The sequence below is a fragment of the Zhengella mangrovi genome (genome assembly GCF_002727065.1).
Taxonomy (GTDB): domain Bacteria; phylum Pseudomonadota; class Alphaproteobacteria; order Rhizobiales; family Rhizobiaceae; genus Zhengella; species Zhengella mangrovi.
Window position 1 is genome coordinate 21,780 of sequence record NZ_PDVP01000012.1, and the last position, 19,450, is coordinate 41,229.

Sequence of the window (19,450 nt, forward strand, 5' to 3'; positions counted from 1 at the left end):
ATGGTCGATATCGGCTTGACCGTCTTCAACGGGCTAGCCTGGGGCATGGCGACATTCCTCGTCGCCGCCGGGCTGACGCTGATATTCGGGATCCTTCACATCCTGAATTTCGCGCATGGCGGCTTTTTCATGATCGGCGCCTATGTCGCCTACTCGGTCATGCTGGCGTTCGGCGGCACCATGCCGCTTTGGCTCTACCTCGTCGCGGCGATCGCCGCGGGCATTGCTGTCGGGGGGATGGGATGGGGCGTCGACAAGCTCATCCTGCGGCGTCTTCGCCACGTGGAGGACGCCTATTCGCTGATCGCCACCTATGCTCTGCTCCTGGTCTGCGTCGGCGCTGTCCAGCTCGTGTGGGGCCTGAACTATCTCAGCGTGATGCCGCCGCCGGCGCTGAACTCGGTCGTCTTTCTCGGTGACATGTTCATGCCGACCTACACGATCTTCATCATCGCCTGCGGCATCCTGGCCTTCATCGGGCTGGAGATTTTCATATCGCACACGGAAATGGGACGCCTGATCCGAGTCGTTGCCGCCGATCCCTGGATGGCGAAACTGCTCGGCCTGAACGTCCGGCGCATCTATCTCGTCACGGTCGTGTTCAGCTTCGCACTGGCCGGGCTTGCCGGCGGTCTTCTGATGGCCAACCAGAGCCTGTCTCCCGAACTCGGCGGGATCTTTCTGCTCCAGGCCTTCGGTGTCGTCATCGTGGGCGGCATGGGATCGATACGCGGTGCCTTCATCGCCGCCATCCTGCTGGGCATGATCGAAAGCTTTGGTACCTATTTCGTTCCGCAATATCCGGGGATCTTCTTTCTCGTCGCCCTGGCCGTCATCCTGCTGATCAAGCCGGAAGGCATCATGGGCAAGGAGCAGACCGCATGATTGACTACCGCCGCCGGATGCGTGCCAACCTGGCCATAGCGGTCATCGGACTGGTCCTGTTTGCCGTCTTTCCCCTGGTTGCCAACAGCGGCCTGGTTTTCCTGGCCGGTCTCGTCGCGGTGAACATCGTGTTCGGCCTGTCCTGGAACCTGCTCTTCTCCGGGGTCGGACTGCTGAGTTTCGGCCACGCCATGTTCTTCGCCGGCGGTGCCTATGCCATGGCCGTCGTTTCGCTCCGGCTTCCCGATCTCCCCTTTGCGGGCGGGCTTCTGCTTGGCGCGATGACCGGCGGCATCATTGCGCTCGTGTTCGGTTACATCGCCCTGCGGCGGGCAAGCGGCGTCTATTTCGCGGTCCTGACGCTGGCATTCTCCGAACTGGTCCACATCGTCATCACCAAGACGACGTTTCTTGGCCGCAACGACGGGCTCGTCGGAATCCCGCGCCCCGTGATCAATCTCGGTGTCGCTTCGATCGACCTGACGAGCGCGCTGGCCTACTACTACTTCATCATCGTTGCCATGGCCGTTGTCGCCTTCGCCCTGTGGTCTTTCCAGAATTCGCCCGCCGGCCGCCTGATCCAGGCCATCCGGCAGGACCCGGTGCGAACCGCATTCCTAGGCACCGATGTCCGCAGCTGGCAGCTGACCGCCTTCGTCCTGTCGGGCACAATCGCCGCGTTCTGCGGGGCGGTCATGGTTCCCTTTGCCCAGATTGCATCGCCGGAAATCGCCTACTGGACCGTGTCCACCGAACCCATCCTGTTCACGCTTCTGGGTGGGGCAGGCCATTTCTGGGGACCCGCGGTCGGCGCGATCCTCTTCGGCGCCATAGACTATGCCACGCGTGCGCTTTACGGCCTGTCCGAAATCACCGTCGGCATGCTGCTGCTGGGCGTGGTGCTTCTCATGCCGGGAGGCTTGCTGGGCTTCCTTCTGTCCCGCCGTACGGCTGCCCGCCGCCTCACCGGATCCGGCAAGCGCGTTCCCATGGCCAACGCGGAGAAGGCGACATGACCCGGATGATGGAAGCAAGGGGCATCCACAAGTCCTATGGCCCGGTCCGCGTGCTCGAAGACGTCGATTTCGACCTGGAGGCGGGCGAGGCCCATGTTGTCATCGGCCCCAACGGTGCGGGCAAGACGACGCTGTTCCGGTGCCTGAGCGGCGAGTCCCGCATCGATGGCGGCACCATCACGCTGGCAGGAGAGGACATCACCGGCCTTGCCGGCTGGCAAAGGGTGAAACGGGGCATCGGCCGGTCGTTCCAGGTCGCCCGTATCTTTCCCGACATGTCGGCCTTCGAGAATCTTATCGTCGCCATCGAGACGCGCGAACGGGTCGACAAGGGACTGAAGTCGACCTTCGGCCTCGTGGCGCCGCGGGCCGCCGTGCGCGGCGAAGCCGAGGACCTGGTCGTCGAACTGGGGCTGGAAGGCCGGCTCGATGAACCCGCCAGCACCCTGTCGCACGGCGACAAGAAGCGCCTTGAACTGGCCATGAGCCTGGCGCTGAAGCCGAAACTGCTCATGCTGGACGAACCGACCGCCGGCATGTCGCAGTCCGACCGCGCCGAAGCGGTGCGCCTGATCGCGCAGGTGCGGGAAAAGTATGGCCTGACCCTTTTGCTGACCGAGCACGACATGGAAGTGGTCTTCGGCCTTGCAACGCGGCTGACCGTGCTTCACCACGGAGCCATTATCGCGTCCGGCGAACCGCACAAAGTCAGGGCCGATGCCCGCGTCCGGGAGGTTTACCTTGGCCAGCACTGAAACCCTGCTCGCGGTCCGCGACCTCAACGCCTTCTATGGCGGCAGCCATATCATCCGCAACGCGGCCTTCTCCGTCGGGCCGGGCGAAAGCGTCGCCCTGCTCGGGCGCAACGGCGCCGGCAAGACGACGTTGATGAAGAGCCTTCTCGACGCCGGCCCGCGCGTCGAGGGTGAGATCATGTTCGACGGTGCCGATATCGCAGGCGTGCCAACGGACGAGCGAAGCCGCCGCGGCCTGATGCTGGTCCCGGAGGACCGGCGCATCTATCCCAACATCTCGGTGGGCGAGAACATCGAACTCGGACGCCATGCCGCGCGCGCCGGCAAGGCGCTTTCGCTGAAGGACATCTTTACGCTGTTCCCGCTCATCGAGCCGCTGCGCGACCGCGCCGGCTACCAGTTGAGCGGTGGTCAGCAGCAACTTGTCGCCGTTGCGCGCGGGCTGCTAGGCGCGCCGCGCCTGCTGTTGCTCGACGAACCGGTCGAGGGCCTGGCGCCGGTTGTCGTCCAGGACATGGCCCGCCATATCGAGCGGATCCGCCAGACCCAGGACCTTGCACTGCTGATCGCCGAACAGAACCTGTCCTTTGCCCGGGCCTGCACGGACCGGGTCGTGCTGATCGATACGGGACGGATCGTCTTTGATGGAACGTGGGAGGATTTCGATGCCGATCCCGGGCTCAAGGAACGCTACCTTGCCGTCTGATCCGGCAAATACGCAGGCCAGCGCCTGGCCGCTGCGCTTTGAACCGGGCGAACGCCAATCGCGCGCGGGTGCTGGCGAATGGCTCGGAACGAACCTCTCCCACGCGGCACGCCAGATGGCGGCGGACCACCCGGACACGATCGCGATCGGCGATGACCGCGCCAACCTCGATTTTGCGACCATCCTGCGCCGCGCAACGGACCTTGCGCGCGGCATGCTCGATCTCGGCGTCGAACCGGGCGACACGGTCAGCTTCCAGCTTCCCAACTGGAGCGAGGCCGGGATTCTCAACCTGGCCTGCGCGCTGGCCGGCTTCGTCATCAACCCGGTGATCCCGATTTACCGGCAGGCCGAGCTCGGCTTCATTCTGAAGGACTGCAGGGCCCGCATCGCCTTCATCCCGGACAGCATCCGGTCGACCGACTACCGCGCGATGTACGCCGATCTGCGCGGCCGTCTTCCCGACCTGCGCCACGTCGCCACGGTGCGTGGCAGCGGCGACCTGACCTTCGAGGCGATCGAGGCGCGCGGGCGTCAGTCCACGTCCGCGCTGGAACCGGCCGCCCCTGACTCGGCAAAGCTCATCATCTACACCTCCGGCACGACGGGCCAGCCCAAGGGTGTGATTTACAGCCACAACCAGGCCCGCCGCCCGCTCTGGGCAAGCGTGGAGACCTGGGGGCTGAAACCCGGTGACAGCCTGCTCATGCCGAGCCCGGTAACCCACGTGACCGGCTATGCCTATGGCCTCGAGATGCCGTTTCACTTCGGCACCCGGACACGCCTCATGGAACGCTGGGACGGCGCCGGGGCCGTGCGCCTTGTCGATGCGCATGGCATCGGCTTCATGATCGGCGCAACGCCCTTTCTCTCCGAACTGGTGGCAGAGTCGGAAAAGGCCGGCACGCGGCTCGAAACGCTGCGCATCTTCGCCTGTGGCGGCGCGGCGGTCCCGCCCGCGCTCATCGACCGGGCCAACCGGCATTTCGCCAATTGCCGCTCCTTTCGCGTCTTCGGCAGTTCAGAGTGCCCCATGGTCACGCAGGGATGCATGGAGGACATGCACCTGGCCGCGCGCAGCGACGGCCGCGTCACCGACTGGGATGTCCGCGTCGTCGACGGCGAGGGCAGGGACGTCCTGGCTGGCAGCGAAGGAGAGATCCTGGCCAAGGGTCCGTCGCTCTTCCGTGGATACACCGATCCGGCCGCCACGAAGGAGGCTTTCGATGCGGACGGTTATTTCCGCACCGGCGATCTGGGTACAGTCACCGCCGAGGGCATCCTGACGGTGACAGGCCGCAAGAAGGACATCATCATCCGCGGCGGCGAGAACCTGAGCGCCAAGGAGATCGAGGATGCCCTGCACGCCCATCCGGCCATCCGCGAGGCAGCGGTCGTGGCCATGCCGCATCCGCGCCTGGGCGAGGGGGTCTGTGCCTACCTGATCGCTGCTGGGGGAACGGCCCGGCCGGATGCCGCGGCCCTGACTGAATACCTGCTTCAAGCGGGTCTGGCGCGCCAGAAATGTCCCGATCGGATTGAATATGTCGATGATCTTCCCCGCACCGCGTCCGGCAAGGTCCAGAAGCACATCCTGCGTGCGATGATCCGACAGGCGGTGGAAACGCGGGCGGGCACTTGATCCCGGCGTCACAATGGCCGATGGCTGGACAATCCGCACACCGGGTGGGACACGTGCGGCGGGGCAGCGGCAGGAGGTGGACAATGGCCAAGCGAGCGGAAAAGGCGCAGGCGAACCGGCAGGCGATTCTGGATGCGGCGGCGGTCGTCGTCGGCCGCCATGGATACGGCAAGGCGTCCATCGCGCGCATTGCCGAGGAGGCCGGCGTCGCGCACGGCCTGATCTACCTCTATTTCAAGAACCAGCAGGACCTGTTTGACCAGTTGCTGCCCCACGTGGGCGAGGCCATGCTGCGCTACATCGCGCAGGCGACCCTTGACGCGCAGACGCTGGCGGACCGGGAGCGCGAAGGCCTGGAAGCGAACTTCGCCTATCTGCGTGAGCATCCCGCGCTGCACCGCATCCTCAACGAGGCGGCGTTCTTCGCGCCGGAGGCCCACCAGCAATATCTCCGCCGCATGGCCGGCGGCTACACCCGCTCGTTGCAGCGCGGCTGGTCGGCCGGTGAAATCGACGGCTACGACGAGAGCGAACTTGAAGTGCTCGCCTACATGATCATCGGCGCCCGCGAATACCTTCTCGAACGCTACGCGGTCAGCGGCAGCCGGATCGAGGATCTGCCCGCGCATGTCAAGACGACCTACCTGCGCGTCGTTGCCCGCAGTCTCGGTATTGATGAGGAAAAGATCATGTCCGGCACGCAGGATACGCGGCAGACCGGCTGACGGAGATGACGATGCCACCACGCGGGACGTTCCCGGAAACCAGCGCGGCCGACCCCCGCCTCCCGCTACCGGATATCACCGTTCCCGGTCTCCTTCGCCAACAGGCGGAAAGCCGTGGCGGCGCGCTGGCCCTTTCGGCTGTGTCCGGCGGCCAGAAGCGGCAGCGGTTGTCCTATGCCGCGCTCGTCTCCCGCATGGATGCCGCGGCGGCCCGCCTGCGCAACGAGGGCCTTGGTCCGGACGACCGGCTTGGCATCTACCTGACCAACGACTGGGCATTGGAATGCTTTGTCGCGGCTCTCGGCACCCTCGCGCTCGGCGCGACCGTCGTCCCGCTGAACACGCGCAGTTCGGCCGGGGAGATAGGCCATGCTGTTTCGCTTGCCGAGCCGCGTTTTATCCTCTGTGATGCGGAGGGCCGCGAAAGGCTGGGCGCTGCGCTGGGCCCGGCATTGCCGCCGCTGCTGGAAGCCGAAGCCGTTTCGGACCCTGGGCAGGCGCCCCCGAGAAGCCAGCCGCTGTCGTTTTCGCCCGGCCGCCTCGGCTGCCTGCTGTTCACCTCCGGCACCACGGCGCGGTCGAAGGCCGTCATGCACAGCCACGCGACCATGATCGCCACCGGTCATTGCACAGGCAGTGCGCTCGGCCTGCGCGCCGGCGACATCTACCAGGGCGCGTTTCCCTTTTTCACCAGTTCAGCCCTCAATCTTGCGGGCATGTCGTGCTGGGTCGCCGGAGCAGGCCTGGTGATCGAAGGGCAGATCGGCAACGAGGAACGGCTGGACCTGATCCGCTCCGAGGCAACGACCTTCTATCACGGTGTGCCGTCAATCCTCAATTTCATGACGCAGGCCTTCGATCCCGCGCGTCATGACCTGACCGGCCTCCGGCGTGTCGCCAACGGTGGCGCGGCCATGCCGCTGGAACTTCTGGCGGCGATCCAGCGCCTCTGGCCGTGGGTCGACCAGGTGCAGATCTACGGCATGACGGAAAGCGGACCCGCGGGAACCGTTCTGCCGCCGGACATGAAGGCCGCAAAGGCCGGCTCGGTCGGCCGCGCCATGCCGCACATGCGCGTCGAGATCGTCGACGAACACGGCCAGGCGTTGCCGGCAGGCGAGGAAGGCGAGATTGCGCTGAGCGGTCCGCCCGTGGCGCTGGGATATTTTCGCAATCCGGGAGCCACTGCAAAGGCCTTTTCCGGCCGCCGGATTCTCACCGGCGACGTCGGCCAGCTCGACGGGGACGGTTACCTGTTCTTCGGCGACCGGAAGAAGGATATCATCAACCGTGGCGGGCTGAAGATCTCGTCTGTCGCGGTCGAAAGCGCGCTTTATCGCCACGGAGCCGTGCGGGAGGCAGCCGTTTTCGCGATCGCGCACCCGCAACTCGGCGAAGATGTGGCCGCCTGCGTGGTCGCAAAACCCGGCGCAGGGCTGACCGCCGCGGACCTGGCCGACCATTGCCGCGGCTTCCTTGCCGACTACGAGGTGCCACGCCACATCGCCTTTGTCGACGAACTGCCGAAGAACCCGATGGGCAAGGTTCTGAAGAACCGTCTGCGGGATGATCCGCCCCCGATGGATCGCGCGGTCTGAAGGAAGCGGCTGCGGCAGGGCCGGGGTAGGCCTAGCCTCGTCCGCGCGTCCAGGGTTCCGCGCCCTTCACGTCAACGAAGACGCGATAGACCGCCGTGGTGGCAGTGATGAACATCCGCTGCCCGTCGCGCCCCCCGAAGCAGATGTTGGAGACCACCTGCGGAACCCGGATCTTGCCGAGGAGCGTGCCGCTGGCATCGAAGCAATGCACGCCGTCTGCCGCAGAGGACCACAGGTTGCCGAGGATGTCGCAGCGGATGCCGTCCGGCAGGCCCGTATCGATCTCGGCGAACACGCCGAGATCCCGAAGCGTGGCCCCGTCGACGGCAAACCTGCGGATGACCGAGGGCACGGAATCGTCGTGGCTGGAACCGCTTTCGGCCACGTAGAGAATTGCCTCGTCGGGTGAGAAGCACAGGCCGTTGGGCTGGGTGAAATCGGTGATGACGGCGCTCAGTTCGCCGTCCGGCGAAAGCCGGTAGACATTGCGCGCGGCCTGTTCCGGTTCGCTCCGGTAGCCTTCGAAATTCGAGATGATGCCGTAGGTCGGGTCGGTGAACCAGACCGAACCGTCGGAACTGACGACCACGTCGTTCGGCGAGTTCAGGCGCTTGCCTTCGAACAGGCCGGCGAGCACCGTCAGCGAACCGTCGTGTTCGGTCCGGACCACATCCCTCATCCCGTGGCGGCAGCCGATGAGCCGGCCCTGACGGTCCCGCGTGTTGCCGTTGTTGAACCCGGACCCGGCACGGTAGACGGACAGGCCTTCCGTCTCCGACCAGCGCAGGATGCGCTGGCTCGGGATGTCCGAGAAGAGCAGGCAATCCCGATCGCCGAACCACACCGGGCCTTCGGTCCAGGTGAACCCTTCGGCGATGACGTCCAGGGTCGACATGGGATGGACCAGCGAAGCGAAGCGGTCGTCGTGGATTTCCAGATGCGGCGGGACGGTAATCACGCGCGGACCCTCCTTGTACTGGCGGCAATGACAATGGCGATGATGATCGTCCCGGTCAGCACGCTGCGCACACCGGCGCCCGCGCCATAGCTGTTGAGCATCGAGACGACGAGGAACATGAACAGCGCGGCACCCCAGACGCCCGGGACGTTGGAATTGCCACCGGCAATGGAGCTGCCGCCGATGACGACGACGGCGATGGACATCAGCAGGTATTCCGTTCCCATGTTGAGCGCCGCGCCTCCGGAGAAACTCGCCAGCAGGTAGCCTGCAAGGGACGCGAACACGGCAACCGACAGGTAGGTCGCCGCCCGGATCATCTCGACGGGAATGCCGGCGAGCCGCGCCGCATGCGTGTTCTGCCCCGTGGCGAGCAGCCAGCGCCCCCAGACCGAGCGTTCCAGGACCACCCACACGACCGCCGCCAGCAGCAGGCCGGCCCAGGCGACATTCGGGATGCCCATCACCTGGCCCGTGGCAAAGTCGGCGAGTTCGCGGGGCGGCTTGATGCGCAGGCCGCGGTTCGACCAGATGGCCAGCGACTGGTAGATCAGCGAGGCCGCCAGCGTCGCGATGATCGGCGGCAGGCGCAGGAGCAGGATCAGCATGTAATTGGCAAATCCCGCGGCAAGCCCGACACCCAGGGCCACCGCGAGGCCCACGAAGGCCGTGCCTTCCACGGTGCCCATGGTCTTGAGCGCCAGGGTCGCGGCCAGCGTCATCGTGGCGGGGATCGACAGGTCGACGTTGCCGGGCCCGAGCGTGATCACCAGCATCTGCCCGAGACCGACGATCGCGGCGAAGGCACCAAACGACAAGGCGGCATAACCCAGTTCCCCGGCGCCGCGGCCCGACGTCAGCCCGAGCGTCAGCGCGAAGGCACCGGCGGCGGCCAGCCACGACCAGATCCAGGGTTTCGAGAGCGGGTTCATGCCTCACCCCTTCGGCTGAAGATCAGGCGCGCGGTCAGCACGAGGATCAGGATGGCGCCCTGGGCGCCGATCTGCCAGTCGGGTGACAGGCGCATGAAGGACAGGAAGGAGGCGGCCAGCGTCAGCGTCAGCGCGCCGATCACCGCGCCTGTCGGGCTGACCTTTCCGCCAATGAACTCACCGCCGCCCAGGATCACTCCGGCGATGGAGAGGAGCGTGTAGCGCAGGGCGATATTGGCATCGGCCGAGGTTGTCAGGCCGACGAGCGTCATCCCGGCCAGGACGCCGAACAGGCCGGCCAGTCCGTAGGCAAAGGCCTTGAGCCGGATGACCGGCCATCCGGCCCGCGCCACCGAGGTCGCATTGCCGCCGACGCCGCGCAGCACCGTGCCGATGCCGGACCGGATGATGAGGAGATGCGTGACCGCGGCGATGATGACCGAGGCGACCACGGCCATCGGCACGATGGGCGGCTTCACGGTCATCAGCGTGCGAAGCCAGTCCGGACTCGCGCCGCCGGGCGAGGGCAGGATGAACAGCGCAAGGCCGCCCCACACGAAGGACATGCCGAGCGTTACCACGATGGCCGGCAGGTCCAGCGCATGGATCAACGCGCCGAGCAGCGCGTAGCTCAGGATGAGCGCCAGCAGGATCAGCAGTCCGAGCATCGGCGTGTCGTTCAGAAACGTTGCCGTGACGCAGGCGACCAGCGAGACGAAGGCCCCGAGCGACAGGTCGATGTCGTTGACCATGATGATCATCATCTGCGCGATCGTCGCCAGCGCGATCGGCACCGCCAGGTTGAACAACAGGTTCAGCCCGAAATAGCTCATCGCGCGGGGCTGCATGTAGAAGGTCGCCGCCAGAAGCACGGCCAGGGAGACCACCGGCAGGATGATCCGGTGGCGGGCGAGGAAACTCATGACGCCTCCTGCATTTCAAAGGACGCTTCGAGGATCTTCTCCTCGCTGATGTCGGCTCCGGTCAGTTCGGCGCTGATCTCGTGGTTGCGGAAGACGAAGACGCGGTCGCACTGGCAGACCTCTTCCGTTTCCGTCGAGTACCAGAGGAAGGTCCGTCCCTTGGCGGCCTCCGCGCGGATCATCGCGTAGACATCCTGCTTCGTGCCGACGTCCACGCCGCGCATGGGGTCGTCCATGATGACAACCGGGGCCGGGGACGCCAGCGCACGGGCGAACAGTACCTTCTGCTGGTTGCCGCCGGAAAGCGACAGGATCGGGTTCTCGACATTGTCGGTGCGAATGCCGATGCGGCTCTTCCATTCCGCGGCGATCCTGGCCTCGGCGCCGCCGTTCACGAGGCCCCAACGGGCGCCCTGCTGCAGGACCGAGACGGAAATGTTGCGCAGGATCGACCACAGCGGAAGAATCCCGTCACGGGCACGGTCGCCGGCGACGAAGACCACGTCCGGATCCTTGCGCGAATGCCAGGACGACGACCGCGACAGGTAGAGCTTTGCCAGCGCCGCTGCCTGGCCATGCCCGGCAAGGCCAGAAAGCCCGACGATCTCGCCCTTGCGTGCCCGAAGCCCCTGCGCGGTGCTGACGACCTCCGGGCCGAAAGCCCGCTCGGCGACCGCGCTTTCGACCGCTTCGGCGGCGACATGGCCCATCGCATCGACCAGTTCGGCGCGGGTGAATTTTGCGGTCTGCCGCTCCGCGACGATCCTGCCGTCCTTCAGAACGACGATGCGGCTGGCGACCTCGAAAACCTCGCCCAGCATGTGGGAGATGAAGATGACGGCCCCGCCCGCGGCGCAGAACCGCTTCACGTGCGCCATGAGCTGATCGGCGATGCCCGCGTCGAGCGACGAGGTCGGCTCGTCCAGGATCACCAGTCGCGCCTCGGTGCCGCGCGGGGCGAAGCCGATGGCGATTTCGACCATTTGCCGTTCGGCGATGGAAAGCGTATCCACCACGGCGTCGGCGTCGATGCCGTGGTTCGGAAAGATCGTGTCGAGGCTGGCGCCGATCTCGGCCCGCGCCCGGCGTCTCCAGCCGGGACCGGTCAATGCCGTGTGCGAGATGCGCAGGTTCTCGGCGACCGTCAGGTTCGGGCAGAGCGACAGTTCCTGGAACACCGAGCGCACACCCGCCTGTAGCGCGGTTTCGCCGCGGGTGAAGGCAATGCTGCCGGACGACGGCGACAGTCCGCCGTTGACGAGATTGACCAGCGTCGACTTGCCGGCCCCGTTGTGGCCGACAAGCCCGATGCAGTCGCCCGGTGCGACGGACAGGCTCACCCCGTCGAGCGCGCGGACGGGACCGAAATGCCGGGCCGCGTCCGTCAGCGTCACGATCGGGGCTCTCTCATGATCGGTCATGAGGGCTCCATGAAGTGATGAAGATGCGGGCCGCCCCGGAGAGCGACCCGCCCGGGAGGATCACTTGGCGTCCGCGATGACCTTCTTGGCGTCATCCAGCGAATAGGTCACGTTCGCGACGGAGCCTTCCGGCGTGTTGGCCAGGGATTCGTCGAGCGTGTCCTGCGTGATCTTCAGGAAGGGCACGGTCAGGTCCTTCGGCACTTCTTCGCCGGCCAGCACCTGCTGCGCGACCCAGAAGGCAAGCGAGGCGACGCCCGGTGCGATCGACAGCGACAGCGTTTCGTAGCCGTTGGCATCGCGCTGCTCGGCCCACCACTTCATCTCGTCCTGTCGGTTGCCGAGCACGATCAGGGGCGTCGGGCGTCCGGCGGCCTTGAAGGCCTGCGCTGCGCCGTAGCCATCCCCGCCCTGGGTCACGACACCGACGACCTCCGGCAGCGAAGGCAGGATGCCGGCCACGGCCTTCTGCGCCACGTCCTGGGCCCAGTCGCCGTGCACCGAACCGACGATCTTGAACTTGTCATGCTCGGCCACGCCCTGGTGGATGCCCTTGGAGATCTCGTCATCCACGAAAACGCCCGCAAGGCCGCGGATTTCGAGCAGGTTGCCGCCGTCTGGCAGGCGCGTGGCAAGATAGTCGACCTCTTCCTTGCCCATGGCCGCGAAATCGACCGCAATCCGCCAGGCGCAGGGCTCGGTCACGATACCGTCGAAGCTGACGACGGTGATGCCCGCATCACAGGCTTCCTTGACGGCGCCGTTCAGCGCGGTCGGCGATGCGGCATTGAGCACGATCGCGTCGTAGCCCTGAAGGATCATGTTCTGGATCTGGGCGGCCTGCTCGGTCGCCTGGTTTTCCGACGTGGTATAAGCGTCGGCGGCGGCCACGACACCGTCGGCGACGGCCTTCTTGCCGATTTCCTCGTAGGTCTGCAGCATCGCCTGCCGCCAGGAATTGCCGGCATAGTTGTTGGACAGAGCAATCCGCTTGTCGGCCGTGCCGGACTCGGCGTGCGCCATGCCGGCGATGAGCGCAAGGCTTGCTGCACCGAGCAGCATTCTCGAAATCGTCATGTTTTCCTCCCTATCGCGCAATGACAGTGCGCTGCATCCCGTCCCGGAAAGGGCACGGATACACGGATGATGAGCGGCGATTGGGAGGCTGTAAAGGCAACCGCCCGCAGACATGATGCGGGTTCCCGCAACGACTTTGCGGCTTCGGGTGTTCCTTTTCGCCTGATCTCTTGCGAGAATTGCGGGGACGCGCACTGCGCGACGGGAGGAAATGATGACGCAAGCCTTGCAGGCCCCGACCAGCGGGGATGTCTTCCTGCGCATATCCGCGCATCTGGCCGAGCGGACCGACATCGCCTCGGCGCTGGAGGCCGTCGCGGACGAGATTGCCGAGGTCATCCCCTTCACCCATGCCGACCTGTGCCTGAACGACCGGCCCGGCTGGCTGTCGAGCTACGAGGTCGGCATCCAGACCCGGTGGTCACGGGCGCATACCCGCGTCGATGCCTCGCCCATCCGCGACCTCATCACGGGGAACTGCGACTACATGCTGTGCGAGGACGCGATGCAGGACCCGCGCCAGACCTTCGAGGGCGCCTGTTCCGAGCCGATCTTCAACCACAAGCTCCGGTCGCGCGTCCACGTGCTGATGAAGGTCATGGGACAGTCCATCGGGACACTGAACATCTCCCATTCGACCCCGGGCCTTTACACCGAGGACACCGTTCAGCAGGCCCAGCACGTGGCCGATGTCCTGTCCCCCTATTTCCACGCCCTGCACACCGCCGAACAGGCCCAGCGTGCCGCGCAGGTGGGGCAGGAGGCCCAGGCCCGAGAAGAGGGCCTGCGCCGTGGCGCGCTTGAACTGACCCAGGCCCTGGAGCAGGAACGCCAGCGCATCGGCATGGATCTTCACGATCAGACCCTGGCCGACCTGACGAGGCTCCTCCGCGAGGTCACCGGCGACACGCCGCCCAGCCCGGATGACCTTGCACGGCGGATTTCCGAAACCATCGGCGATCTCCGGCGCATCATCGACACGGCCGTGCCCACGCTGCTGGAACTGTTCGGCTTCGTCCACGCCGTGCGGGTTCACCTGGAGCGGGCCGTCGGCATGGAACCCGTTGAAATCGATGTCGTGGATGAAACCGGCGGGGCGCCGGACCGGCTGGATCCGAACGTGCGGACGGCCCTGTTCCGCATTTCGCAGGAGGCGATCAACAATGCCGCCCGCCATTCCGGGGCCCGCCGCATCGAGGTCCGGGTGGAGCCCCTGGGCCGGTCCGGCCTGGTCATGACGGTGCGCGACGACGGACGCGGCATCCCGTCCCAGCTGCAGCGCAAGTCCGGCCTTGCGCACATGCGTACCCGGGCGCGCCTGATCTCGGCCGAACTCGACATCCTGCAGGAACGCGGCTGCACGCTCCGCGTGGTGCTGAAGGGCCGGCCATGAGAGTGCTCATCGTCGAGGACGACCAGTTCCATGCCAGCTATCTCCAGGATGCGCTGGCCGAGGCGCTGCCGGAGGTGACCGAGATCTTCCACGCCACCGACGGCGTCGCCGGCGAGGAAGAAGCCCGAAAGGACGAGATCGAGGCGATCATCATGGATCTTCAGATGGATCGCCGCAATGGAATCGAGGCGGCCCGCGCGATCTGGGCCCGGCGGCCGCAAAGCCGCATCCTGTTCTGGTCGAACTATGCCGACGAGGCCTATCTGCGCGGCATCGCCCAGATCGTGCCCGAGGACAGCGCCTATGGCTATATCCTGAAGACGGCATCGCGGGAACGGTTGAAGCTGGCCCTTCGCGCCGTACTGGTCGAGGGGCAGATCATGGTCGACCGGGAAATCCACCGGCTCCAGAAACGCAGTGCCTCGCCCCGCAACCGGCTCGACGACAGCGAGTTCGCCGTCCTGCTGGACCTCGCGCTTGGGCTTCAGGACAAGCTGATCGCCGAGCGGCGGGGCATGTCGCTGCGAACGGTGCAAAACCGGCTGCTGTCGCTCTACGAGAAGCTCGGCGTGCTGTCGGACCTCGACGCCGAACTGACCCTGAACAAACGGGTGAGGGCGCTGAACCGCGCCCTGGTGACGCGGATGATCAACACCGAAACACTCGAGGCGGCACAGCGCGACCTGGAAACATGGCTGGCGGGCCGCGGCTGATCCGCCTTCGGCTGGTTAAGTGCGAAGGACTGAACGCAGGCGTTCGGGAGAGGGAGCCGGTAGCCTGCATCCCATGAACAGGCGACGTGACAGCCTCAGCCCAGATCTGCGCCCATCCTGATCGACAGGCTGGAGGCGATGCGCTTGATGTTCGCAATGATCCGCTCGCGGTCTTCGTCGTCAATGTCCTCGGCCAGGACGCTGACCGCCACGCCGGCAATCGGCATGTTGCGGGAATCGAGGACAGACGCGCCGAAGCAGACGATGCCCTCGGCCACCTGCTGGTTGTCGACCGAATAGCCCCGCTTCCGGGTCTCGGCGAGTTCCTTCAGCAATTCGTCGATCGACTGCACGCTGTGCGGTGTTCGCGCCTCGGGCAGGCCGTTCGCGTACAGCTTCTTGACCTCGAAATCGCTCATGTAGCTGAGGAATGACTTTCCGGTCGCGGTGAACGCGGCCGGAAGACGCATCCCGGCGCGGAAGTCGACCAGCGAATGGCTGACCGCGGAATTGCGCGCCGCGATGTAGACGACCTCGGACCCTTCCAGCACCGTCAGCGTGATCGTCGCGCCGGGCAGTTCCGTCTCCTTGTCCCAGATCGATGCGAACTCCGTTGCCACGTCGGACTGGCGATTGAAGGCATTGGACCAGCGCATAAGGTGCGGGCCGAGCTGGTAGGTCTGGTCGGATCGTCGAATGAGAAGGTTGAGTTCGACCAGCGTCTGGCAGAGCGTATGGGTCGTGCTCTTGGCAAGCTCGAGTTCTCTCGCCAGGTCGGACAGGGTCGGGTGAACCCGGCAGCGGCTGACATGATCGAGAATGCGGGTGGCGCGTTCGACCGCAGGTACAAGTTTCGTCGCCTGAGCCATGGTCCCTCCCGAAAAGACCCATTGCCAACCGAATGTTCCTTGACAGTCAGAAAGATCGGTGGATAGTGTTCTTATCATTGAATTGTGTTCAGTATGTTGAACGATAGCCAGAAAGCAAGATCCTTTGCAAGTCTGACAAACGCATCGAACATCTTTTCTTTGTAGCTCAAGTGCTGTTTGGGAGGAGAGCATGGCTATGAGCGTGAGGGACTGGGCTGCCCGGTTCAGCGAAGCCTCGGATCGTGATCCCGCGATCGCGGCAATGGCACGCCATTTTACCTGCGTTTATCTTTGGGACATGGGCGCCGTGCAGGTCATCGTCCGCATGGTCGATGGCCTGGTCCACGAGATCAACATTGCTCCGGGTCCGCTTGACTCCTACGATTTTGCCCTGCGTGCCAGCCCCGAGACCTGGCGCGAGTTCGCCCGGCGCGTTCCAGCGCCCATGTATCATGGCATCTGGTCCGCGAGCTTCCGCCGCGACCTGAAGCTCGAGGGCAATCTGCTCGTTCTCATGCAGAACCTCAGGAACTTCACCATCCAGTTCGAACTGTTGCGCAAGGTGGGTGTACCGGTGTGATCCGGAGTTAAAGCCGCCTCCCGCCGGACGGGCCGCGTTTATTCAATTCACGGAGTCATCCATGGCCAAGCATTCCCCGGTCATCGGCCGTTACGTCACCATCGAGGTCGATGGCTGCGAATACAAGGTGTTCTACCTGCGCAACGGGTCCGGAACGCCGCTGGTCTGCCAGCACACCGCGGGCTGTCACAATCACCAGTGGCGCGACCTGCTGGAAGATCCGGAGATTACCGCGAATTACGACGTGATCGCCTATGACCTTGCGCGTCACGGAAAGTCCGATCCGCCGCTCAACAAGGAGTGGTGGAAGGAGGAGTACCGGCTGACCGCCGAGCACTACATGAATTTCATCTTGGCCTTCTGCGATGCGCTGGACCTCGAAGACCCCATCTTCATGGGGTCGTCCTTCGGTGGCAACGTCGCGCTTCAGCTGGCGCTCCACCATCCCGACCGGTTTCGTGCTGTCATCCCGGTCGAGGCAGCCGAGCATGCGCCCGGGTTCTTCCTGGAATGGTGGCGTCACCCCCATGCCAACGCGGCGCAGGTATGCGCCTCGGGTGTTTGGGACCTGATGGCGCCGCAAAGCCCGGACCGGGATCGCTGGCTGACCTGGCACTACTACACCCAAGGATCGGAGGTCTTCCAGGGCGACCTCTATTTCTATTCCGTCGACCATGATCTGCGCGGGCGCCTCGGCGACATCGACACCGGGCGCTGTCCGGTGATCATGATGACGGGCACCTACGACTACCTGACTCCGCCGGAGGCAACCGAGAACACGGCCCGCCAGATCCCGGGGGGAATCTACATCGAGATGGAAGACATCGGGCATTTTCCAATGTCGGAGAACTACCCGGTCTTTTCGGTTTATCTGAAGGAAGCCCTTCGCCTCATCGAAGAGCGGCGCTGACCGTCATGCTCGTCAGAAAGACACAGGACACCCCGGGGACATCCAGATGAAGATTATCGAATTCGATGAGAAAGGGCAGCGCGTCACGACCGAGGCGGGATCGTTCCGCTCGACGCTGGGTGCTGACAGTCTCGCCCCGCGTCCAAGTTTCAAGACGCCCGAACCGGAAGCCGCCGCGCGCAAGCGCGGCAACTCCTCGGGCATCGAGCTTCACATGTTCCAGACAGGCACGCTCCGGACCAAGGTGAAGTACATCAAGATGAACCAGGGCGAGGAAGACTTCGAGATTCCCGTGCCATGGTTCCTGATCAAGCATCCGGCCGGCAACGTGGTCATCGACGGCGGCAATGCCGTCGAGGCGGCCATCGACAAGCGCGGGCACTGGGGCGACGTGGTGGACGCCTATGACCCGATCATGGATGTTGCCGACAATTGCGCTGACCAGTGCCGCTCGGTCGGCGTCGATCCCCAATCCGTGCGTTATGTTCTCCAGTCCCACCTGCACCTCGATCACACCGGTGCCATCGGGCATTTTCCCAAGGCGCAGATCATCTGCCAGCGGGCAGAATACGAATACGCCTTCAACCCGCACTGGTTTTCGGCCGGCGCCTACATCCGCGCCGATTTCGACCGGCCCGGGCTGAACTGGAAATTCCTCGGCGGGGAATACACCGACAACTACGACCTGTTCGGTGACGGAACGATCCGCATGATCTTCACTCCGGGCCATGCACCGGGGCACCAGTCATTCCTGGTCACGCTGCCGCGGACGGGTCCGGTCCTGCTGACGATCGATGCGGCCTACACGCTTGATCACTGGGAGGACAAGGCGCTGCCGGGCCTGGTCGTGTCGTCGGCCGACGCCGCCAACTCGGTGGCCAAGCTGCGGCGCATTGCCAGCGACACCAACGCCATGATCGTCACGGGCCATGATCCGGAAAACTGGAAGACGTTCCGAAAGGCGCCGAAGGACTTTTACGACTGACGGCCGGACCTTGGCGCAAGGCGCGGACAAGGGCGGCTGTGGGCAGGTGACTGCCTGGACAGTGTGTCCCGCTCCGGGTGACCGGACGGGACGGGAGTTTGCAACAAGGAGGAGACGTCAATGAAATTCTTGAAAGAACTGGCATTGGCCGTGGGCATTCTCGCCATCGGCTCCTCGGCCGTGCTGGCCGAGGGCGTGGACGAGATCAACCCGGAGGTCGCCAAGCGCCTCTACAACCCCGACATGCTCGACCCCATGCAGCCGGTCGGGCCGAGCACGCTGCGTGACTTCAAGGCGAAGAACCCGCCGCCGTGGAAGATCGGCTACGCCTCGTCCTACGCCGGCAACACCTGGCGCGCCAACGCCATGGACGCGCTGCAGAACGAGATCATTCCCAAGTGGAAGGAACTCGGCCTGATCAGCGAAGTCGTTGTGACCCAGTCGAACCTCAACGACTCCACCCAGATCCAGCAGATGCGCCAGCTGGTCGACCAGGGCGTTGACGCCATTTTCGTCTGCTGCTCCAACCCGACGGCCCTGAACCAGACCGTCCAGTACGCGATCGACAAGGGCGTTCCGGTCTTCTCCATGACCGGTTACCTGACGGCGCCCAGCGCCGTGAACTCTTCGGTCAATTACCAGGTTGCCGGTTTCGAGATCGGCAAGCGCATGGCCGATGAACTCGGCGGTGAGGGCAATGTCCTCGTCGTGGAAGGCATCCCCGGCACCTCCGGTTCCGACAGCCAGGACCGCGGCGTCAAGGCCGGCCTCGCCACCGCGCCTGGCATCAAGGTGGTCGGCTCCATCGCCGGCATGTGGACCGACCAGGTCGCCCAGGGCGAAGTGCAGAAGTGGCTCGCCACCCATCCGGGCAAGCTCGACGGCATCGTGGTGCAGTCCGCCGCCGAGATGGGCGTGCTGCGCGCCCTACAGCAATCCGGCCGGACGGGCGTCAAGGTCGCCATCGGTGGTGAACTCGGGGCGCTCTGCACCTGGCGCAAGAACCCCGACCTGATCTCGGTCGCCGTTCAGACCTGGCCGCCGGCCGATGACGTGAACCTCATCTGGCGCATCATGATGCGCACGTTGCAGGGCCAGGGTCCGAAGGTTCAGTCGGTTCTCGTCGATCCGGTCACCATCACCCACGACGACGTGATGAAGCTGCTGCCGGAGAATTGCGACGAGAATGCGCAGAACTGGCTCAACGTCGGCGCCGAGAAGTGGGGTTCCGAGGAATACCTCGACCAGTTCTTCGTCAATCCTGCCGACCCGACCAAGTACAAGCCCTGACAGGCATCCCGACACGGACCGTCGCCGCGCGGCGGCGGTCCCTCTTTCCCGGGCAGCAACGAAGTTCGATCA

The 19,450-nt window shown here is 65.1% G+C and carries 19 protein-coding genes; 13 read left to right on the forward strand and 6 right to left on the reverse strand.

The window, feature by feature from the left end; translation table 11 throughout:
* The 7 genes from CSC94_RS16975 (at position 1) to CSC94_RS17005 (ending at position 7,327) form a co-directional block, all read left to right on the forward strand.
* The gene (locus CSC94_RS16975) at positions 1–885 is read left to right on the forward strand and encodes a branched-chain amino acid ABC transporter permease (protein WP_099307567.1); all 885 of its coding nucleotides are present in this window, start codon (positions 1–3) and stop codon (positions 883–885) included.
* On the forward strand, positions 882–1,901 hold the full coding sequence (locus tag CSC94_RS16980) for a branched-chain amino acid ABC transporter permease (protein ID WP_099307568.1): 1,020 nt from the start codon (positions 882–884) through the stop codon (positions 1,899–1,901). The genes CSC94_RS16975 and CSC94_RS16980 overlap by 4 nt, the downstream gene beginning before the upstream one ends.
* Positions 1,898–2,656: an ABC transporter ATP-binding protein gene (locus tag CSC94_RS16985; protein ID WP_099307569.1), complete on the forward strand. Its 759-nt coding sequence runs from the start codon at positions 1,898–1,900 to the stop codon at positions 2,654–2,656. Before CSC94_RS16980 ends, CSC94_RS16985 begins: the two co-directional genes overlap by 4 nt.
* A complete protein-coding gene (locus CSC94_RS16990; RefSeq protein ID WP_245408395.1) occupies positions 2,643–3,362 on the forward strand; it encodes an ABC transporter ATP-binding protein in 720 nt (239 codons plus the stop codon). Before CSC94_RS16985 ends, CSC94_RS16990 begins: the two co-directional genes overlap by 14 nt.
* On the forward strand, positions 3,352–5,004 hold the full coding sequence (locus CSC94_RS16995) for an AMP-binding protein (protein WP_205853344.1): 1,653 nt from the start codon (positions 3,352–3,354) through the stop codon (positions 5,002–5,004). Before CSC94_RS16990 ends, CSC94_RS16995 begins: the two co-directional genes overlap by 11 nt.
* 83 nt (positions 5,005–5,087) lie before the next feature.
* On the forward strand, positions 5,088–5,729 hold the full coding sequence (locus CSC94_RS17000) for a TetR/AcrR family transcriptional regulator (protein WP_165784482.1): 642 nt from the start codon (positions 5,088–5,090) through the stop codon (positions 5,727–5,729).
* A gap of 11 nt (positions 5,730–5,740) precedes the next feature.
* On the forward strand, positions 5,741–7,327 hold the full coding sequence (locus tag CSC94_RS17005; RefSeq protein WP_165784483.1) for a class I adenylate-forming enzyme family protein: 1,587 nt from the start codon (positions 5,741–5,743) through the stop codon (positions 7,325–7,327).
* Between the two features lie 31 nt (positions 7,328–7,358).
* Here CSC94_RS17005 and CSC94_RS17010 read toward each other — a convergent pair whose 3' ends face one another.
* The 5 genes from CSC94_RS17010 to CSC94_RS17030 are packed head-to-tail and all read right to left on the reverse strand — an operon-like array spanning position 7,359 to position 12,638.
* Complete coding sequence (locus CSC94_RS17010; RefSeq protein ID WP_165784487.1) at positions 7,359–8,222, reverse strand: SMP-30/gluconolactonase/LRE family protein; 864 nt, start codon at positions 8,220–8,222, stop codon at positions 7,359–7,361.
* A gap of 59 nt (positions 8,223–8,281) precedes the next feature.
* Positions 8,282–9,217: an ABC transporter permease gene (locus CSC94_RS17015; RefSeq protein ID WP_099307575.1), complete on the reverse strand. Its 936-nt coding sequence runs from the start codon at positions 9,215–9,217 to the stop codon at positions 8,282–8,284.
* On the reverse strand, positions 9,214–10,140 hold the full coding sequence (locus tag CSC94_RS17020; protein ID WP_099307576.1) for an ABC transporter permease: 927 nt from the start codon (positions 10,138–10,140) through the stop codon (positions 9,214–9,216). The genes CSC94_RS17015 and CSC94_RS17020 overlap by 4 nt, the downstream gene beginning before the upstream one ends.
* Entirely contained in the window at positions 10,137–11,561 is a 1,425-nt protein-coding gene (locus CSC94_RS17025; protein WP_099307577.1) for a sugar ABC transporter ATP-binding protein, read from the reverse strand. Before CSC94_RS17025 ends, CSC94_RS17020 begins: the two co-directional genes overlap by 4 nt.
* A gap of 60 nt (positions 11,562–11,621) precedes the next feature.
* The gene (locus tag CSC94_RS17030) at positions 11,622–12,638 is read right to left on the reverse strand and encodes an ABC transporter substrate-binding protein (protein WP_099307578.1); all 1,017 of its coding nucleotides are present in this window, start codon (positions 12,636–12,638) and stop codon (positions 11,622–11,624) included.
* A gap of 214 nt (positions 12,639–12,852) precedes the next feature.
* On the opposite strand from CSC94_RS17030, the gene CSC94_RS17035 reads away from it, so the two are divergent.
* On the forward strand, positions 12,853–14,031 hold the full coding sequence (locus tag CSC94_RS17035; RefSeq protein WP_099307653.1) for a sensor histidine kinase: 1,179 nt from the start codon (positions 12,853–12,855) through the stop codon (positions 14,029–14,031).
* On the forward strand, positions 14,028–14,744 hold the full coding sequence (locus tag CSC94_RS17040; protein WP_099307579.1) for a response regulator transcription factor: 717 nt from the start codon (positions 14,028–14,030) through the stop codon (positions 14,742–14,744). Before CSC94_RS17035 ends, CSC94_RS17040 begins: the two co-directional genes overlap by 4 nt.
* Before the next feature lie 95 nt (positions 14,745–14,839).
* Here the strand turns inward: CSC94_RS17040 and CSC94_RS17045 are convergent, their stop codons facing one another.
* Positions 14,840–15,613, reverse strand: a complete 774-nt coding sequence (locus tag CSC94_RS17045; RefSeq protein ID WP_165784484.1) for an IclR family transcriptional regulator — start codon at positions 15,611–15,613, stop codon at positions 14,840–14,842.
* 190 nt (positions 15,614–15,803) lie between these two features.
* Here CSC94_RS17045 and CSC94_RS17050 point away from each other — a divergent pair, with 190 nt between their 5' ends.
* The 4 genes from CSC94_RS17050 to CSC94_RS17065 all read left to right on the forward strand — a co-directional run bounded on the left by CSC94_RS17050 (position 15,804) and on the right by CSC94_RS17065 (position 19,378).
* Positions 15,804–16,193: a hypothetical protein gene (locus CSC94_RS17050; protein WP_099307581.1), complete on the forward strand. Its 390-nt coding sequence runs from the start codon at positions 15,804–15,806 to the stop codon at positions 16,191–16,193.
* A 61-nt stretch (positions 16,194–16,254) separates the two neighbouring features.
* Complete coding sequence (locus CSC94_RS17055; RefSeq protein ID WP_099307582.1) at positions 16,255–17,103, forward strand: alpha/beta fold hydrolase; 849 nt, start codon at positions 16,255–16,257, stop codon at positions 17,101–17,103.
* A 214-nt stretch (positions 17,104–17,317) separates the two neighbouring features.
* Complete coding sequence (attM, locus tag CSC94_RS17060) at positions 17,318–18,088, forward strand: AttM family quorum-quenching N-acyl homoserine lactonase (protein WP_099307654.1); 771 nt, start codon at positions 17,318–17,320, stop codon at positions 18,086–18,088.
* A 120-nt stretch (positions 18,089–18,208) separates the two neighbouring features.
* Positions 18,209–19,378 (forward strand): ABC transporter substrate-binding protein, encoded by a 1,170-nt coding sequence (locus CSC94_RS17065; protein ID WP_099307583.1) that lies wholly within the window; start codon positions 18,209–18,211, stop codon positions 19,376–19,378.
* The last annotated feature ends 72 nt before the right edge of the window (positions 19,379–19,450 follow it).

Bases quoted from the DNA above. Each gene is read 5' to 3' on its own strand.
- CSC94_RS17005 (WP_165784483.1), top strand. From the start codon at position 5,741: ATGCCACCACGCGGGACGTTCCCGGAAACCAGCGCGGCCGACCCCCGC.
- CSC94_RS17040 (WP_099307579.1), top strand. From the start codon at position 14,028: ATGAGAGTGCTCATCGTCGAGGACGACCAGTTCCATGCCAGCTATCTC.
- attM (WP_099307654.1), top strand. From the start codon at position 17,318: ATGTTCCAGACAGGCACGCTCCGGACCAAGGTGAAGTACATCAAGATG.
- CSC94_RS17010 (WP_165784487.1), bottom strand. From the start codon at position 8,222: ATGTCGACCCTGGACGTCATCGCCGAAGGGTTCACCTGGACCGAAGGC.
- CSC94_RS17030 (WP_099307578.1), bottom strand. From the start codon at position 12,638: ATGACGATTTCGAGAATGCTGCTCGGTGCAGCAAGCCTTGCGCTCATC.
- CSC94_RS17025 (WP_099307577.1), bottom strand. From the start codon at position 11,561: ATGACCGATCATGAGAGAGCCCCGATCGTGACGCTGACGGACGCGGCC.
- CSC94_RS17055 (WP_099307582.1), top strand. From the start codon at position 16,255: ATGGCCAAGCATTCCCCGGTCATCGGCCGTTACGTCACCATCGAGGTC.
- CSC94_RS17020 (WP_099307576.1), bottom strand. From the start codon at position 10,140: ATGAGTTTCCTCGCCCGCCACCGGATCATCCTGCCGGTGGTCTCCCTG.
- CSC94_RS17065 (WP_099307583.1), top strand. From the start codon at position 18,209: ATGAAATTCTTGAAAGAACTGGCATTGGCCGTGGGCATTCTCGCCATC.
- CSC94_RS17015 (WP_099307575.1), bottom strand. From the start codon at position 9,217: ATGAACCCGCTCTCGAAACCCTGGATCTGGTCGTGGCTGGCCGCCGCC.
- CSC94_RS17035 (WP_099307653.1), top strand. From the start codon at position 12,853: ATGACGCAAGCCTTGCAGGCCCCGACCAGCGGGGATGTCTTCCTGCGC.
- CSC94_RS17045 (WP_165784484.1), bottom strand. From the start codon at position 15,613: ATGGCTCAGGCGACGAAACTTGTACCTGCGGTCGAACGCGCCACCCGC.
- CSC94_RS16980 (WP_099307568.1), top strand. From the start codon at position 882: ATGATTGACTACCGCCGCCGGATGCGTGCCAACCTGGCCATAGCGGTC.
- CSC94_RS16975 (WP_099307567.1), top strand. From the start codon at position 1: ATGGTCGATATCGGCTTGACCGTCTTCAACGGGCTAGCCTGGGGCATG.
- CSC94_RS16985 (WP_099307569.1), top strand. From the start codon at position 1,898: ATGACCCGGATGATGGAAGCAAGGGGCATCCACAAGTCCTATGGCCCG.
- CSC94_RS17000 (WP_165784482.1), top strand. From the start codon at position 5,088: ATGGCCAAGCGAGCGGAAAAGGCGCAGGCGAACCGGCAGGCGATTCTG.
- CSC94_RS17050 (WP_099307581.1), top strand. From the start codon at position 15,804: ATGGCTATGAGCGTGAGGGACTGGGCTGCCCGGTTCAGCGAAGCCTCG.